Origin of the sequence: Rhodococcus sp. CH91 (genome assembly GCF_022554085.1) — a bacterium.
In the GTDB taxonomy this organism is placed as follows: domain Bacteria; phylum Actinomycetota; class Actinomycetes; order Mycobacteriales; family Mycobacteriaceae; genus Rhodococcus.
The window spans coordinates 35,107-50,794 of record NZ_JAKFYR010000004.1 but is presented as its reverse complement, the minus strand read 5'-3'; the positions used below and the strand labels follow the sequence as shown (position 1 = coordinate 50,794).

Annotated in this window: 15 protein-coding genes; 10 read left to right on the top strand and 5 right to left on the bottom strand. The window is 69.7% G+C overall.

Features of this window, described 5'->3' with window-relative positions; translation table 11 throughout:
* Positions 1-75: 75 nt before the first annotated feature.
* Both MOM01_RS09485 and MOM01_RS09480 read right to left on the bottom strand, forming a co-directional pair.
* Positions 76-1,977, bottom strand: coding sequence for an ABC transporter ATP-binding protein (locus MOM01_RS09485; RefSeq protein WP_241385175.1), 1,902 nt, complete (start codon positions 1,975-1,977; stop codon positions 76-78).
* Positions 1,978-2,063: 86 nt separating this feature from the next.
* On the bottom strand, positions 2,064-2,654 hold the full coding sequence (locus tag MOM01_RS09480) for an AMIN-like domain-containing (lipo)protein (protein WP_241385174.1): 591 nt from the start codon (positions 2,652-2,654) through the stop codon (positions 2,064-2,066).
* Positions 2,655-2,778: 124 nt separating this feature from the next.
* Between MOM01_RS09480 and MOM01_RS09475 the strand changes: the two genes are divergently transcribed.
* Genes MOM01_RS09475 through MOM01_RS09465 form a run of 3 tightly spaced genes read left to right on the top strand, consistent with a single transcriptional unit; the run spans position 2,779 to position 4,873 of the window.
* The gene (locus MOM01_RS09475) at positions 2,779-3,507 is read left to right on the top strand and encodes an ABC transporter ATP-binding protein (RefSeq protein WP_241385173.1); all 729 of its coding nucleotides are present in this window, start codon (positions 2,779-2,781) and stop codon (positions 3,505-3,507) included.
* Between the two features lie 2 nt (positions 3,508-3,509).
* Positions 3,510-4,265 (top strand): ABC transporter permease, encoded by a 756-nt coding sequence (locus MOM01_RS09470; RefSeq protein WP_241385489.1) that lies wholly within the window; start codon positions 3,510-3,512, stop codon positions 4,263-4,265.
* Positions 4,262-4,873 carry a TetR/AcrR family transcriptional regulator gene (locus MOM01_RS09465; RefSeq protein ID WP_241385172.1) on the top strand — a complete coding sequence of 204 codons (612 nt, stop codon included), beginning with the start codon at positions 4,262-4,264 and terminating at the stop codon, positions 4,871-4,873. The genes MOM01_RS09470 and MOM01_RS09465 overlap by 4 nt, the downstream gene beginning before the upstream one ends.
* A gap of 14 nt (positions 4,874-4,887) precedes the next feature.
* Here the strand turns inward: MOM01_RS09465 and MOM01_RS09460 are convergent, their stop codons facing one another.
* Complete coding sequence (locus MOM01_RS09460; RefSeq protein WP_241385171.1) at positions 4,888-5,658, bottom strand: deoxyribonuclease IV; 771 nt, start codon at positions 5,656-5,658, stop codon at positions 4,888-4,890.
* A gap of 134 nt (positions 5,659-5,792) precedes the next feature.
* Between MOM01_RS09460 and MOM01_RS09455 the strand changes: the two genes are divergently transcribed.
* The 6 genes from MOM01_RS09455 (at position 5,793) to MOM01_RS09430 (ending at position 13,298) form a co-directional block, all read left to right on the top strand.
* On the top strand, positions 5,793-6,554 hold the full coding sequence (locus MOM01_RS09455) for an SDR family NAD(P)-dependent oxidoreductase (protein ID WP_241385170.1): 762 nt from the start codon (positions 5,793-5,795) through the stop codon (positions 6,552-6,554).
* A gap of 145 nt (positions 6,555-6,699) precedes the next feature.
* The gene (locus MOM01_RS09450) at positions 6,700-7,461 is read left to right on the top strand and encodes an ABC transporter ATP-binding protein (protein WP_241385169.1); all 762 of its coding nucleotides are present in this window, start codon (positions 6,700-6,702) and stop codon (positions 7,459-7,461) included.
* 11 nt (positions 7,462-7,472) lie between these two features.
* Positions 7,473-9,992 (top strand): ABC transporter permease, encoded by a 2,520-nt coding sequence (locus MOM01_RS09445; protein WP_241385168.1) that lies wholly within the window; start codon positions 7,473-7,475, stop codon positions 9,990-9,992.
* Positions 9,993-10,096: 104 nt separating this feature from the next.
* Positions 10,097-11,716 (top strand): alpha/beta hydrolase, encoded by a 1,620-nt coding sequence (locus MOM01_RS09440; RefSeq protein ID WP_241385167.1) that lies wholly within the window; start codon positions 10,097-10,099, stop codon positions 11,714-11,716.
* Between the two features lie 5 nt (positions 11,717-11,721).
* Positions 11,722-12,204, top strand: coding sequence for an LppA family lipoprotein (locus MOM01_RS09435; RefSeq protein WP_241385488.1), 483 nt, complete (start codon positions 11,722-11,724; stop codon positions 12,202-12,204).
* Between the two features lie 83 nt (positions 12,205-12,287).
* The gene (locus MOM01_RS09430) at positions 12,288-13,298 is read left to right on the top strand and encodes a hypothetical protein (RefSeq protein WP_241385166.1); all 1,011 of its coding nucleotides are present in this window, start codon (positions 12,288-12,290) and stop codon (positions 13,296-13,298) included.
* Between the two features lie 26 nt (positions 13,299-13,324).
* Here the strand turns inward: MOM01_RS09430 and MOM01_RS09425 are convergent, their stop codons facing one another.
* Together MOM01_RS09425 and MOM01_RS09420 are read right to left on the bottom strand one after the other, a co-directional pair.
* Positions 13,325-14,284 (bottom strand): glycerate kinase, encoded by a 960-nt coding sequence (locus tag MOM01_RS09425; protein ID WP_241385165.1) that lies wholly within the window; start codon positions 14,282-14,284, stop codon positions 13,325-13,327.
* Positions 14,281-15,222 carry a hydroxymethylglutaryl-CoA lyase gene (locus MOM01_RS09420; protein WP_241385164.1) on the bottom strand — a complete coding sequence of 314 codons (942 nt, stop codon included), beginning with the start codon at positions 15,220-15,222 and terminating at the stop codon, positions 14,281-14,283. The genes MOM01_RS09425 and MOM01_RS09420 overlap by 4 nt, the downstream gene beginning before the upstream one ends.
* Before the next feature lie 184 nt (positions 15,223-15,406).
* Here MOM01_RS09420 and MOM01_RS09415 point away from each other — a divergent pair, with 184 nt between their 5' ends.
* Positions 15,407-15,604 carry a hypothetical protein gene (locus tag MOM01_RS09415; protein WP_241385163.1) on the top strand — a complete coding sequence of 66 codons (198 nt, stop codon included), beginning with the start codon at positions 15,407-15,409 and terminating at the stop codon, positions 15,602-15,604.
* Positions 15,605-15,688: the final 84 nt, after the last annotated feature.

Sequence of the window (15,688 nt, the reverse complement as noted above, 5' to 3'; positions counted from 1 at the left end):
CCGTTCGGTCGGGTCGTCGGCGGTGACGCCGGCGACCGATTCGCGGATGATGCCGGCAGTCCGCATCCGGGGCGCTCATGCCTCGAGTGCGGGCACTCCTGCCGGCATCCTCGGCCCCGAATCGGCGAACTGCGTGCGGTAGAGCTCCGCGTAGCGGCCGCCGGTCGCGAGCAGTTCGTCGTGGCTTCCGCGTTCGACGATGCGCCCGCCTTCGACCACCAGGATCTCGTCGGCCGCGCGGATCGTCGACAGCCGGTGTGCGATGACCACCGACGTGCGGCCGGCGAGGGCCTCGGTCAACGCCTCCTGCACGGCGGCTTCCGACGTCGAATCCAGGTGCGCGGTGGCTTCGTCCAGGATCACCACCCGCGGCTGGGCCAGTAGCAGGCGGGCGATCGTCAGCCGCTGACGTTCGCCACCGGAGAGCCGGTAGCCACGCTCACCGACGACGGTCTCGAGCCCGTTCGGCAGCGATTCGATCAGCTCGTCGAGGCGTGCGCGCCGCAGGGCGTCCCACAGGTCGGCCTCGGAAGCATCCGGACGGGCGAGCAGCAGGTTGGCGCGGACCGTCTCGTGGAACAGGTGCCCGTCCTGGGTGACGAGCCCGACCGTTTCCCGGATCGAGTCGGTGGTCAGCTTCCGGACGTCCACCCCACCGAGCAGCACGGCGCCGGAGTCGACGTCGTACAGTCTCGGAATCAGTTGGGCGATGGTCGATTTTCCGGCGCCGGACGAGCCGACCAGCGCGACCATCCGCCCCGGTTCGACGCGGAACGACACGTCGTGCAGGACGGTCTCGCCGCCCCGGGAGTCGAGTACCGCGACCTCCTCGAGCGAGGCGAGTGAGACCTTGTCCGCGGACGGATATGCGAAACCGGCATCACGGAACTCCACCGACACCGGCCCGGCCGGGACGGGCCCGGCGTCCGGGGCCTCGGCGATCAGCGGCTTCAGATCGAGGATCTCGAACACCCGCTCGAAGCTCACCATCGCGCTCATCACGTCCATTCTCGCGCTGGCCAGCGCCGTCAGCGGTGAGTAGAGCCGCGTCAGGAGCATCGCCATCGCGACCACCGAACCGGGATCGAGCCGGTCGCGCAGTGCGTAGAAGCCGCCGAGTCCGTAGACCAGGGCGAGCGCCAGCGCCGACACGAGGGTCAGGGCGGTGACGAACACGCTCTGGAGCATCGCGGTGCGCACCCCGATGTCGCGGACCCGCCGGGCCCGCACGGCGAATTCCCTCGACTCCTGCGCGGGACGGCCGAACAGCTTGACGAGGGTGGCGCCCGGCGCGGAGAACCGCTCGGTCATCTGGGTGTTCATCACCGAATTGTGGTTGGCGGCTTCACGGCTGAGCTGTGCGAGCCGGGCTCCCATGTGTCGTGCGGGGATCACGAAGATCGGGAGCAGCAGCAGAGCGAGAAGGGTGATCTGCCAGGAGATCCCGATCATCACGACCAACGTGATGGCGAGCGTGACGATGTTGCCGACCACACCGGAGAGGGTGTCGCTGAACGCGCGCTGCGCACCGATCACATCGTTGTTCAATCGCGAGACGAGTGCGCCGGTGCGGGTCCTGGTGAAGAAGGCGACGGGCATGCGCTGGACGTGATCGAACACCGTGGTGCGCAGGTCGAGGATGAGATCCTCACCGATGCTCGCGGACAGCCAGCGGTTGACGATCGCGAGCCCGGCCTCGATCAGCGCGATCGCGGCGATCACCACCGCGAGCAGGACGACGACCGACACTGCGTCGTCGTCGACGATCGCGTCGATCACCCGGCCCGCGAGGACCGGTGTGGCGACTCCGAGTGCTGCGATGATCACGCTCAGAACGAGGTAGAACGTGATGTTCCGGCGGTGCGGGCGGGCGAACACGGCGATCCGCCGCAGACTCGCGCGGGAGAACGGTCGGCGATCGCTCTCGGCGTGCATCGCGTTGTACATCGCGTTCCACGCCGTGACTTCCATGCTCATGGGTCGGCCTCCTCGGGGTCGCAGCCGAGGTTAGGACCTCGAGTGTGCTCGAGGTCAAGCCTAGGACCGGGGACCGACCCGAACGCTCAGCGCGCCACGTCGATCACGACTCGCGTCGGGCCGGTGAGCGAGTACACCGAGAACGGGGTGCCGGCCTCGGCGATGCCGACGAACGACTGGGTGACGCCTTCGAAGACCCCGGACCCGTTGACCTCCACGACCGATCCGCCGGGCTCGGCGAGGACCGGGTTCGGGCCGTCGTACTGCTCGACGCCGCTGTCGAACGGATAGGCCGAACCGTCGATGAGGACCTGCAGAACGGCATCGCCGGCGACGGCGACCGGATTGCCGCTGCCGTCCTGGATCGCCTCGTCGACGTATCCGACGCGCCATCCCGGCATTCCTTCTCCGCCGAGTTCGTAGACGACGCGGTCGAAGCCGTCGTGACGTCCGGTGCGGATGTCGACGACGGTGAGTTTCGCGTCGGCCTCGGCCGCCGAGACCTTGTCCCTCGCATCGCGGGGAGTGTTCGCGGAGGTCGTGGTGGGCGCGGCGGAGGACGTCGGGGTGTCGACGGAGGCGGCGGGCGACGGCGCGGGTTCGTCGGCGCCGGCCGAGCACCCCCCGAGAACCAGCGCGGTAGCGGTGACGGCCAGGGCGATACGGGTGCGAACCATGGGGCTCATGGTACGTCGCGGACGGAGGAGGTCTCCGTGACGCGCGAGGGGGTTGACCGGATCGAGACGTCGGGCGCACAATTCAACAGACGATGAGTTCTTCACTCGACGAATCGGGTGCATCATGTCCCCAACCTCTTCCGACGCCGTCGACATCCGCAACCTGCACGTCCGGCGCGGTTCCCACCGAGCGCTCGACGACGTGAGCGTGCAGATCCCCTACGGCTCGATCACCGGCCTGCTCGGACCGTCCGGATGCGGCAAGACCACGCTGATGCGTGCGATCGTCGGCACCCAGATCATCGGTTCCGGCAGTGTGACGGTGCTCGGCGAACCGGCGGGCTCCGCAGCCCTGCGCCGCCGGGTCGGGTACGTCACCCAAGCGCCGAGCGTGTATCCCGATCTGACCGTCACCGACAACGTCTCCTATTTCGCGTCCCTCTACGGAAAGAAGGGCCGCGCGGTCGCCGAGACGATCGCGGCCGTCGGGCTCACGGACCACGCCCGCAACCGGTCGAACGCCCTCTCGGGTGGGCAACTCGGAAGGCTCTCGCTCGCATGCGCACTCGTGAGCGATCCCGAACTGCTGGTTCTCGACGAGCCGACGGTCGGCCTGGATCCCGTTCTGCGCACCGAACTGTGGGAACACTTCCGGTCGCTGGCCGCCCGGGGCACCACGCTCGTCGTGTCGAGTCACGTCATGGACGAGGCCGACCGGTGCGACGGGCTCGTCCTGCTGCGCGAAGGCCGGCTGGTCGCCCGGACGACCCCGTCCGAACTGCGTGAACGCACCGGAGAGGACGGACTCGAGAACGCCTTCCTCCACCTGATCCGTACGCCCGCAGGAGCATGACGATGAACGCCGTCGCCTACACCGCCACGACCACCCGCGTCCTGCGGCAGCTGCGTGCAGATCACCGCACGGTCGCGATGATCGTGCTGGTCCCCAGCCTGCTGATGACATTGCTGTACTTCATGTACCAGAACACGCCCACCGGGCCGGGTGGGGTCTCGCTCTTCGACCGCATCGCCGTCACGATGCTCGGCATCCTGCCGTTCGTCGTCATGTTCCTCGTGACCTCCATCGCGATGCAGCGCGAACGCAGCTCGGGCACCCTCGAACGACTGCTCACCACCCCCCTCACGAAGACCGCCCTGCTCGGTGGCTACGGCAGTGCGTTCTCCCTCGCCGCCGCGGTCCAGGCCGCGCTCGCATGCGCGGTCTCCTTCGGGCTGCTCGGCGTCACCAGCGAGGGTTCGGTGCTCTGGGTGCTCGTCGTGGCGGTGCTCGTCGCCGTGCTCGGCGTCTCGCTCGGACTGCTGTGCAGCGCCTTCGCGCGCACCGAATTCCAGGCTGTGCAGTTCATGCCGGTCCTGGTCATACCGCAGTTCCTGCTGTGCGGCCTGCTCGTCCCGCGGGAGCAACTGCCCGACTGGTTGCGCTGGATCAGCAATGCGCTGCCGCTCAGCTACGCCGTCGAGGCCCTGCAGCAGATCACCCACGATCCGGGGACCACGGCGCTCATGGTGCGCGACCTCCTCGTCGTCGCGGCATTCGCCGCCGCGGCTCTCGCGCTCGGCGCGGCGACACTGCGTCGGCGCACCCCGTGACCGCCGTCCCCGGCGCGCGCCGGCCCGGCCGGCGCCCGGGAACCTCGGGCGCGCGGGATCGGATCCTGGCATGCGCACGGGAGTCGTTCGCGGCCAACGGATTCGATCGGACGACCATGCGGGCGGTCGCGGCCGCCGCCGAGGTGGACGCGGCGCTCGTACATCACTACTTCGGGAACAAGACGCGGTTGTTCACCGAGGCGATCGCGCTGCCCGTCGATCCCCGTGACGTCCTCGCGCCCGTCTACACGGCGTCCGACGAAGATCTCGGTCGCGCCCTCGCGACCGCTCTGCTCGGCGTCTGGGATTCCGAGCACCGGGATGCGGCGGTCGCGATGTTCCGGGCACAGATCGCGGCCGGCGACAGTGGGCTGATCCGTACCTTCCTGCTCGAGGTCGCACTCGAACCGATGCTCGACCGGATCGATCGGCCTGCGGGAACCGGCCGCCTGCGCGCCGAACTCGTGGCGACGCAGATGACCGGAATCATGCTCGTGCGTTACATTCTCGGCTTCGAACCGCTCGCGTCGCTGTCGTCGGAGCAACTCGTCGACATCGTCGCACCCACCCTGCAGCGCTATCTCACCGGCGAGCTGCCCGGGCACTGACCGCTCGGGCGTCGTCAGCTCGCGTGCTCACGGAGGAAGGCGATGTCGTCGGCGAGCCCGTCGGCCGGTGTCTCGAGCACGATCGGGGCGTCGGCCTCGCCGGCGATCTCCACCAGCAACTGCGGATCGATCCGTCCGTCGGTGAGATTGGCGTGCCGGTCGCGAGCCGAATCGAACTCGTCGCGGGAATTGTTCAGATGCACCAGATCGATGCGGCCCGTGACGGCCCGCACGCGTTCGACGACATCGACGAGGTCCTCCCCGGCGGCCCAGGCATGGCAGGTGTCGAGACAGAAGCCCGGCCCGTAGTCTCCGATCGCATCCCACAGACGCCCGATCGCGTCGATGTAACGCGCCATCGCGAAGTCGCCGCCCGCCGTGTTCTCCACGAGGATCGGCACTCCGAAACCACCCTTGTCCTCCTGGCGTTCGAACAGCTTGCGCCAGTTCTCGACTCCGGCGGCCACGTCCTCGCCCTCCCGTACATGGCCGCCGTGGACGACCAGTCCGAACGCGCCGATCCGGGCGGCTGCCTCGGCGTGATCGGCCACGGCCTTCCGTGACGGCATCCGCACCCGGTTGTTCAGGCTCGCCACATTGATCACGTACGGCGAGTGCACCACCACCTCGACGTCCGACGCGAGAATCTGGTCGGTGCGCGGATGCACGCCGGGTTTCGTCCACTTCTGGGGGTCCGACAGGAACACCTGGACCAGATCGGCGCCCAGCCGCCCGGCCTGTCCGACGGGATCGTCGTCCTGCCGGACGTGTGCACCTATCCGCATACCCCACAGGGTAGGGGAGTGTCCCGGCGACCGGGACCTCGACGCACGGGCCTGCCCGGAATCTGCTCGACTCGTCGCGTTCGAGGGAAACGACGGGTCGGCAGTATCGACGAACAACGAGGGACGGACGACGCATGGGCACACTCGACGGCAGGATCGCGTTGATCACCGGAGCGGGGCAGGGAATCGGTCAGGGTGTCGCCTTCGCGCTCGCCCGTGACGGCGCGGCGATCGCGGTCACCGGCCGGACCGAATCGAAACTGGTGGACACCGTCGAGCAGATCCGCGCTCTCGGAGGCACCGCGGAGCCGATCGTGTGCGACATCGCCGATCCGGCAGAGGTCACCGCAGCCGTGGAACGGACGGTCGAGCTGCTCGGCGGCGTCGACATCCTCGTCAACAACGCGAGCTTCAACCCGCTCGGGCCGCTGCTCGACCTGAAACCCGCGGTCCTGGAGAAGGCGTACCGTTCCGGTCCGCTGTCCGCACTGCACGCGATGCAACTCGTCCATCCGATCATGAAGGCTCGCGGGGGTGGTTCGATCGTCAACATGGTCACCTCCGCCGCGGTGCGCTGGGACACGAGCGGGTACGGCGGATACGCCTCGACGAAGGAGGCCCTGCGCTCGCTGACCCGCACCGCGGCATCCGAGTGGGGTGTCGACGGCATCCGGGTCAACGCCGTCGCCCCGCACGCCCTGTCGCCCGGACTGAAGTGGTGGACCGAGACCAACCCCGACGAGGCCGACGCGTTCGTGAAGTCGATCCCGCTCCGGCGCATCGGAGACCCCGAACAGGACATCGGACGTGCCGTGGCGTGGATCGTGAGCGACGACGCGCGGTATCTGACCGGCGCGACGATTCCTCTGGACGGAGGGCAGGCACGCTGGGCATGAGGTCCGGCCGGGTGGGACCGGCCCGCCCGGAACACCTGCTCGCCGCAGGGGAGGAGCCGCGGTGGCGAGTCCTCCGCAGCCCCGGATCGAAGATCGGGGAACTCCCCGATGGTGCCGGAGGCGCCGCACCGGGAAGATGGGTTCCATGCGATCGCATACGGCCCCAGCAGCCCGCGCCCAGGACCTGAAGAAGATCTACGGAACCGGAGAAACCGCGGTGCACGCCCTCGACGGCGTGACCGCGGACTTCGCCGCCGGTGAGTTCACCGCGATCATGGGCCCCTCCGGATCGGGCAAGTCGACCCTCATGCACTGCCTCGCGGGTCTCGACAGCGCGACGTCCGGAGCGGTCTTCATCGGCGACACCGACCTGACCACCCTGTCCGACAAGGCGATGACGCAGTTGCGGCGCGACCGCATCGGCTTCGTCTTCCAGGCCTTCAACCTCGTCCCGACACTCACCGCGCTCGAGAACATCACCCTCCCGGTGGACATCGCGGGTCGCAAGGTCGACCAGGAATGGATCGACACCGTCGTCACGCGCCTCGGTCTCACCGATCGCCTCGGGCACCGTCCCGGCGAACTGTCCGGTGGCCAGCAGCAGCGCGTCGCGTGTGCGCGTGCGCTCGCGGGACGGCCCGAGATCATCTTCGGCGACGAGCCGACGGGCAATCTCGACTCCCGCTCCTCGGGTGAGGTGCTGTCCATCCTCCGGGCCGCCGTGGACGAGTTCGACCAGACCGTCGTGATCGTCACCCACGACCCGCGGGCCGCCGGTTACGCCGACCGCGTGGTCTTCCTCGCCGACGGCCGCATCGTCGACGAGATGCGCGAACCCACGGCCGACCGCGTGCTCGACCGGATGAAGCAGTTCGATCCCGCCTCCGCGGCGCCCGTAGCGGAATAGGAGACGCCGCGATGAGTGGAAATCCCATCCGCAGAGTTGCCCTGCGCAACCTCGCCGCCCACAAGGTGCGGCTCGCCCTGACCGTGCTCTCGGTGGTGCTCGGCACGGCCTTCATCACCGGTTCGTTCGTGTTCACCGACACGCTGCAGCGCACCTTCGACGGAATCTTCGGTGATGTCGCGAAAGGTGTCGATGTCCGGGTCAGCACCGCCGAGAACGGCACCAGCGGCGTGCCGGTCGAGGACATCGACACGGTGACCGCACTTCCCGGCGTCGAACGGGTCTCCCCGTCGATCGCCGGAGGAGTCATCGTCCTCGACTCCGCGGGAGCCGCCATCCAGACCGGCGGCGCGCCCGCCGAGGGCTTCGCCTACATCCCACCGGACCAGCTCGTCGGTGACCCCCAGACCTTCGTGACCGGCGGCCCGCCCGCGGAGAGCGGACAGATCGCCCTCAACGAGAGCGCGGCCGAACGTGGCTCGCTCGCCGTCGGTGACCGGACGACGGTACTGACCGTCACCCAGGGCACGATGCCCGTGACGATCAGCGGGGTCTATCAGCTCGAGACCGACACCGGCGGCTATCTCGGGGCGATGTTCACCGAACAGCAGGCCTCCCAGCTGTTCACCGACGGCCGGCACGTCAATTTCCTCGACGTCGCAAGCGACGGCTCGCTCTCGCCCGACCAGTTGCGCGACGAGATCGCCGCAGCGCTCCCGGACCTGAAGGTCCAGACCGGTGCCGAAGTCACCGAGGAGACCAAATCGCAGGTTTCGGAGGCGCTGAACTTCCTCAACTACTTCCTGCTCGCGTTCGGCGCGATCGCTCTGCTCGTCGGCACCTTCATCATCTACAACACCTTCTCGATGATCGTCGCCCAGCGTCTTCGCGAACTCGCCCTGCTCCGCGCGATCGGCGCGAGCCGTAAGCAGGTCGGCCGGTCGGTCACGCTCGAGGCCTTCGTCGTCGGTCTGATCGGCAGCATTCTCGGCATCGCCGCGGGTGTCGCCCTCGCGTACGGTCTGCGCGCAGCCCTCAACGCCGCAGACCTGGGACTGCCGTCCGGGCCGCTGCAGTTGTCCCCGCGCACCGTGATCGTGGCGCTGCTCGTGGGTGTGATCGTGACGATGATCAGTGCCTACGCTCCGGCCCGCCGGGCGACCCGCGTTCCGCCGGTCGCCGCGATGCGTGAGGAGTCGACCGCGACCGTCGACTCTCTGCGTGTCCGCACGATCGTCGGTGTGCTCTGCGCGGTCGCCGGTGTGGTCCTCGTCGTGGTCGGCGCACAGGGAGTCGGTGGCGGTGCCGCTGCCACCGTCGGGATCGGTGCGCTCCTGCTGATCCTCGCGGTCCTGTTCGCCGCCCCGGCGCTCTCCCGGCCCGTCGTCAATGCCCTCGGTGCGGTGTTCGCCCGTCCCTTCGGGGCGATCGGACGGCTCGCCCGCACCAACGCGACCCGCAATCCCCGCCGGACCGCGGCGACCGCCTTCGCCCTCACGCTGGGGTTGATGCTCGTCTCCGTGATCGGCGTGTTCGGGTCGTCGGCGAAGGCCAGTGTCGACGCGCTCGTCGACAACGGCGTCGAGGCGGACTTCATGCTGACCGGACCCCAGATGTTCGGCGTCCCCGCTCCGGCTGCGGAGGCCGTGCGCACCGTCGACGGTGTCGAGGAGGTCGTACCGGTCTACGGGGTGCAGGCCAAGATCGACCAGGACTTCGAGTTCGGCGCTGCTGCCGGTGGGCCGCTGCAGGACGTTCTGGACCTCGCGATCACCGCGGGCACGGTCGACGTGACGGGCGATCAGATCCTGGTCTCGGCGAGTGCGGCCGCCGAGCGTGGCTGGGAGGTGGGGGCCACCGTGCCGCTCACCAGCCGGGACGGGGACACCGTCGAGACCACCGTCGCCGGAATCTTCGAGGACAACCAGCTGATCGGTCCGTGGGTGATCTCGCAGCAGTTGTTCGAGCAGTTCACCCCGCCCACCTCCCGCACCGCGCTCGTGGTTCTCATGAACACCGTCGACGAGTCCGAGGCCGTGCGCACGTCGATCCAGGATGCCGTCAAGGAATTCGTCGTCGTCCAGGTCCTCGACCGCGAACAGTTCAAGGGGCAGCAGGCCCAGCAGATCGACATGCTGCTCGCGATCCTGTACGGCCTGCTCGCGCTCGCGGTGGTCATCGCCATCCTCGGCATCGTCAACACTCTCGCCCTGTCCGTGGTGGAGCGGCGACGGGAGATCGGCATGCTCCGTGCGGTCGGCATGCAGCGGTCGCAGGTGCGCCGCACGATCTATCTCGAATCGCTGCTCATCGCGGTCTTCGGTGCCGTGGTGGGTGTCGTGCTCGGTCTCGCCTTCGGGTGGGCGTTCGTCCGCACGCTCGCCGATCAGGGGCTCGACATCATCTCCGTGCCGTGGTCGCAGGTCGTGGGCATGCTCGTCGCATCCGGGATCATCGGTGTGATCGCGGCGTTGTGGCCGGGCCAGCGTGCGGCGAAGACACCGCCTCTCGAAGCGATCAGTGACATGTAGTTCTCCACCACCGTGGCGTCATGGAGATTCCACAGCGAGGAAAGTTGTCCACAGTTGCCGGCCCGTCGGAGTATTCCGCGGGCCGGTAGCCGTATCTGCCCCCTATGCTCCCGCGGCAGGGGGTGGTGGTCGTGCGGGTGGACGAACTGGCGGGCTGGGATCCCGATGCGCTCGAGCAGGTGGGGGCCGAACTGGGGCGGTGCGCCGACGCGCTCGACGTCGTCGCAGGCGATGTGCTGCGGCGGGCTTCCTTCGGCAGCACCTGGCGAGGCGCGGCGTACGACGGAGCCTTCGCCGGGTTGTCCTCGCACAGTGTCGATCTCGACGCGCAGTCGGATTCGTTCCGGCGGGTGGCGCGGTGCGCGCGATTCGTCGCGCCGCGCCTGCGGGCGCTGCGGACCGAGCTGGACGAGCTGCGTGCCCGGGCCGCGGAACGTGGTTTCGCCGTCCAGGACGACGATCTGCTGAAGGTGCCGCTGGACTCCGTGCTCGCCCGTGCGGACGCTCTCGACCGTGAGGCGTGGGTTCACCTGTCCGGTGAACCCGACTCGGCCGCAGCAGCGTTCGCCGACGGCGGCCGGATGTACGCGGCATTCCCACGCTCCGGCCCGTCACCGCTGCCCGTTCTCCCGGATGCGGGCGCCGATCCCGGCGAGGTCGCGCGATGGTGGAGCGGACTCGACGACACGACCCGGACCGCGCTGGCGGCCGAGCGTCCCGAGCGCATCGGCGCACTCGACGGAATTCCCGCTGCCACCCGAGATCTCGCCAATCGTGCACTGCTCGACAGTGAACGCCACCGCCTCGAGGCGGCGGCGGCACATCTGCAGGACCGGCTCGATGCGATGTTCCTGGGCGGGACGGCACTCGGCCGGAGCGGAGTCACCGGTCTGTTCACCGACGCCGACGCGGATCTGGAACAGACGCGGAAGAAACTCGAGGCGCTCGACGCGATCGAGGCGACTCTCGCCCACAGCGACCGGCACCTTCTCGCCCTCGATCTGTCCGGGCGTGAAGCGATGGCGGCCGTGGCGGTCGGGGACGTCGACACCGCCGCCCACGTGGCCGTCTTCGTTCCGGGTGCGGGGTCGACCGTGCAGGGCAATCTCGAGGGTTACGACACCCAGGTCGCGGCACTGCGCGAGACTGCCCGGCTCCACCTCGGTGGCCCCGAGAGCGAAACCTCGGTGGCCGCCGTCACCTGGATGAACTATCAAGCGCCCCATTGGGGGTGGGGGCTCGCCTTCACCGAGCGCAGCCCCGTCTCCGATCTCGCCGCGCAGATCGCCGCGCCTCGGCTCACGGATTTCCTCGACGGGATCGCCGCCTCCCGCCCCGACGATCCGCGGGTCACCGCGGTCGGGCACTCGTACGGCGCGCTCGTCACGGGCATGGCGCTGAAGGACACCGGCGCGGCCGATGCCGCCGTCTTCCTCGGTGCCCCGGGAATCGGGACCGACGACATCGGTGAGTTGCGGATCCCACCCGGATCCGCCTATCTCGCAGAGGCCGACCGCGACTTCGTCGCCGACGCCGGCACCTTCGGCGGCGACCCGAGTTTCCTCGACGGGCTCACCCATCTTCCTACCGGGCCGGGCACGACCGCGACGGGTGTCCCGCTCGCCGGCATCACCGGCCACAGTTCCTATCTCGATCCCGGAACGTCGAGTTCCCATCACATCGCGGGCGTCGTCACCGGCACCGCAGAACGGAGTACGTCGTGACCGCCATGCCGCGGCTCGCCCGTGTGCTCGTCGCCCTGCTGTTCCCCTTCGTCGCGGCGTGCACGACCACGGTGACGCCCGTTCCGATGCCCGAACCGGTCGCCACGACCAGCGCGGGTGCCGTGGAGTTCTACACCGCTGTCCAGCGCGACGTCCTGACGGTGCTGTCCGCCGAGTTCCCCGGAGTTCGATTCGAACCGAGATACGACGGCACGACCGCCGGATGTGTCCTGCGCGACGGTACGCGCGGTGTGACGGTGCACCTTCCGATCCACGGATCGAGCCGTCCGGTGCCGGTGGACGAACTCGACCGCGCCGCTGAACTCTTCGAGGAGACCGCATCGCGGGCGGGTTTCCACGGTCGCCTCGTGCTCCCGCCCGACACCGGCTTCACGCTGCGGATGTTCGCGGCCGACGGTTCGTACATCACCTTCGGGAGTTACACCGCCGCGGTCGTCGGACTCACGGTCGGTTGTTACCGGAAGTGACCGCACGTGTCGGTTAGGCTCGTTCGGGCGACCGCCGTGCAGGGCGTCGCGAATCGTGCAGGCAGCCGTGGAGGGACGGACAGATGCGCCCGATGCTCGGCATCTCTTTGGACGACGGTGAGGTGTGCGCGGTCCTCGTGGACGCCGACGTGCCGGCTCTCGGCCCGTTCGACTCCCAGCGGGGCTTCGGCGCACCCGGAGCCGACCCGGCGGACGCGGCCGCTGCCGCCGCCACCGTCATGGCCGAACGTGCGGCGTCGGCATCTCTGAATCTCGTCGCGGCAGCGGTGGTGACGGGTCAGGAGAACGATCAGGACGCGGAGCCGGTCGCCGAGGCGGTGCGGGCCGTCCTCGGCCTCGACGTCGACGTCGTCGTGCTCGACGACGCGCGTCTGGCCTTCCTCGCCGGGGCGCCGGAGTTGTCGGACCTGCCGGTACTGGCCTTGCACACCCGCACTTTCGGGGTGGAATCCGCCTCCGTCGTCGACGTCCCGTCACGGACGGTGCTGTCCACGGTCAGCCCCGAGGGCGACGAATTCGGCCCCCACACACAGTCGCTGCCCGAGGCGATGGACGAGGCGATCGCCCGCGCCGGGACGTCCCCTGCCGCCGTGGTCTTCCTCGATCTTCGGCCCGGCGACGCCGCGCCCGCACGAGAGCTCTCGACCGTTCTCGGCGTTCCCTTCGTCACTCCGCACGGAGTGCCGTGGCACCGCGCGACCGGGGCGGCGCTCGTCGCCGCCGAACGTCGCGTCCCGCCCGTCGCCGCGGCGCCCGCCGGGCGTCGTCGCGGAACCGTCCTGCTGGCCACGCTCGTCCTCCTCGTCGCTCTGCTGGGTGGGGGACTGGCCGTCGCGGTGGGCGGTGGCACGCAGCCGGGCCGATCCGCTCCGGGTCTGCAAACCGCGGTCGCACCACCGCCTTCGCCGGTTCCCCAGCCCGATCGCCCGCTCGTCGAGGATCCGTGTTCCGACGTGCGGCCGGCCTCGTGGCCGGCCCGCGCCTCCGATCCGGATGCCGGACAGGTGCCGTCCCCGGAGGAGACGGTGCCGGCGGCGCCGCCGTGCGAGGGCACGCCACCCAGCACGCCGTGACCGCAGCATCACTGCGGTCGTGAGGGTCACACCCGCAGCTCGTGCCCTGCACGGGTCAGGGCCGCGGCATCGGAGGCCACGACGACATCCGTGAAGCGAGCGCGGAAATCGCCGAGATCCTCGCCGACCGAGCCGACCACCGCCACCACCGGTAGGTCGTCGCACCGCGCGAGGATCGCCGAGACGATCTTGCCCGCCCGCGACTGGCCGTCGAGGCGTCCTTCGCCGACGACCACGAGATCGGCGGTGCGCACGGCGTCGTCGAATCCCACTGCGTCGAGCACGAAGTCGGCACCCGAACGCAGTTCGGCACCGAACCTCGACCACATGCCGCCGGAGAACCCACCGGCCGCACCCGTGCCGTCCACCTGTCGTGGATCACGCGGCAGGGTCCGCGCCGTCGCTTCGAGCCGCCGCGTGAGCAGGTCGACGGCAGCAGGATCGGCACCCTTCTGTGGCCCGAAGATCCGTGCCGCATCGGTGTAGCGGGTCGTGACGTCGGAGAGCACGGTGACCCGCGCGTCGCCGAGCCCGCCTCGTTCCTCGATCGCGGCGATCGCACCCGCACCGCCGTCGGTCGTCGCCGATCCACCCGCGGCGACGACGATGTGCCGTGCGCCGCGCCGGACGGCTTCCGCCATGACGAGGCCGGTGCCGTAGGTGTCGGCCGTGACGGCGTCGCGGGGACCGGCGTGCGGGGTGGTGATGCCGCTCGCGGTGGCGAGTTCGACGACCGCCGTCCCGTCCGGGGACATGCCGAGCAGGCCGCGACACGGTGCGCGCCACGGATTCACGGCGTCGACCTCGATCCGATCGAGTCCGAGAGGTTCGGTGAGCGCCTCGAGAGTGCCCTCGCCGCCGTCCGCGACGGGCATCCGGATCGCGGTGTGCCCGGCGCTCTCGGCGCCGGCGGCGATCGCGTCGGCGACCTCCGTGGCCGAATAGGTGCCTTTGAAACTGTCCGGGGCGATCAGGATCCGCGTCACCGCAGCACCCAGTCGAAGGCGTCGGCTTCGGACCGGGCGCCCTGACGGGCGCGCGACCGGTTCGGTTCGCCCAGTTCGGTCACGATGTCCTCGCCGAGGCGGACGAGAGCTCCGAAGACGTCCGGGTCGAGCCAGGACGGGCGCGTCGCGAACAGCAGGTCCTCGCTCGCGGTGTTGCCGCTCGCCCCGGGGGCGAACGGGCATCCGCCGAGGCCGGCGAGCGCGCCGTCGACGACGCTCGCCCCGGCGGCGATCGCGGCGAGGCTGTCGGAGACCCCCAGCCCCCAGGTGTCGTGCCCGTGGTACACGATCCGCCGAGCGGGGGACTCGGCCGCCAGCCGCGCGACCAGCGAGGACACCTGCCCCGGCACGGCCTGGCCCAGGGTGTCGGCGACGACGATGTCCGCGGCCCCGTCGGTCCGCGGATCGTTCGCGATCTCCACGACCCGGTCGGGATCGACCGGCCCGTCGAACGGGCACGTGAAGGAGGTCGCCAGGCACAACTGGATACTGCCGCCCGCGGCGTGGGCGCGTTCGATCGCCGACGGCATCGCCGCGAGGCTGTCCTCGGTGTCGCGGCCGATGTTGGCACGGTTGTGGGCGTCCGAGACCGAGAAGCAGTACTGGAACCGGCGGGCGCCGGCCGCGATCGCCTTCTCCACGTGGCGGGGGGTGGCCACCCAGATCCAGCACCGGTCGAGTTCTTCCTCGGTCAGCGCCGCGACGAGGTCGAGGCTGTTCGCCATCGGGGGCACCAGGTCGGCGCGGGCCAGGGATCCGATCTCGAGTTCGGGAACTCCTGCCGCGAGCAGGCTCCGCACGATCTCCACCTTGCGCTCGGTGGGCAGCAGTTTGCTGGTCAACTGCAGTCCGTCGCGCAGGGTCACGTCCCGCAGGATCACATCCGTGCCTGCCGTGTCGCTCGCCGGTTCCGTCATTTCTCCGCCTCCCCGGTGCCTCGCGGTACCCAGTTGCGCCGTTCGCCCGACGCGAACCGCACCAGTATGCCTGGGGCAACGAACCCACACGATCCGTCGACACACCGGAGGGCTTTCGGTGGGACTGTGACAGATGACACTATTCTCGGCGTTCGAATCGTGACTTGCCGGAAGGTGCGGAGAAATGGCTTCGGTCCTGGGAAAAGTACTGCTCTGGATCGCTCTGCTGGGGGGACTCGCCGGGGCGGTGATCGCCGTGTACTCCCTTCACGTGAACGGGGCGGTGGCGTCGCTCATCGTCGCGTCGGTGGCGGGGCTGGTGTTACTGCGGCTGCGGCCGGAGTCGCGTGAGGGGACCGATGCCGACATCGCTCTGACCTGAGCTGCCTGACCTGCCGGCGCCTCGCCCGGACTGTAGGGTGAGAAACGGCGTCCGAATCGGGCGCCGGGCGCATACGCGCCGCAC

Coding starts and splice junctions, on each gene's coding strand:
- MOM01_RS09485 (WP_241385175.1), bottom strand. CDS start 1,977: ATGAGCATGGAAGTCACGGCGTGGAACGCGATGTACAACGCGATGCAC.
- MOM01_RS09445 (WP_241385168.1), top strand. CDS start 7,473: ATGAGTGGAAATCCCATCCGCAGAGTTGCCCTGCGCAACCTCGCCGCC.
- MOM01_RS09420 (WP_241385164.1), bottom strand. CDS start 15,222: ATGACGGAACCGGCGAGCGACACGGCAGGCACGGATGTGATCCTGCGG.
- MOM01_RS09480 (WP_241385174.1), bottom strand. CDS start 2,654: ATGGTTCGCACCCGTATCGCCCTGGCCGTCACCGCTACCGCGCTGGTT.
- MOM01_RS09440 (WP_241385167.1), top strand. CDS start 10,097: ATGCTCCCGCGGCAGGGGGTGGTGGTCGTGCGGGTGGACGAACTGGCG.
- MOM01_RS09475 (WP_241385173.1), top strand. CDS start 2,779: ATGTCCCCAACCTCTTCCGACGCCGTCGACATCCGCAACCTGCACGTC.
- MOM01_RS09450 (WP_241385169.1), top strand. CDS start 6,700: ATGCGATCGCATACGGCCCCAGCAGCCCGCGCCCAGGACCTGAAGAAG.
- MOM01_RS09430 (WP_241385166.1), top strand. CDS start 12,288: ATGCGCCCGATGCTCGGCATCTCTTTGGACGACGGTGAGGTGTGCGCG.
- MOM01_RS09455 (WP_241385170.1), top strand. CDS start 5,793: ATGGGCACACTCGACGGCAGGATCGCGTTGATCACCGGAGCGGGGCAG.
- MOM01_RS09415 (WP_241385163.1), top strand. CDS start 15,407: ATGGCTTCGGTCCTGGGAAAAGTACTGCTCTGGATCGCTCTGCTGGGG.
- MOM01_RS09460 (WP_241385171.1), bottom strand. CDS start 5,658: ATGCGGATAGGTGCACACGTCCGGCAGGACGACGATCCCGTCGGACAG.
- MOM01_RS09470 (WP_241385489.1), top strand. CDS start 3,510: ATGAACGCCGTCGCCTACACCGCCACGACCACCCGCGTCCTGCGGCAG.
- MOM01_RS09435 (WP_241385488.1), top strand. CDS start 11,722: ATGCCGCGGCTCGCCCGTGTGCTCGTCGCCCTGCTGTTCCCCTTCGTC.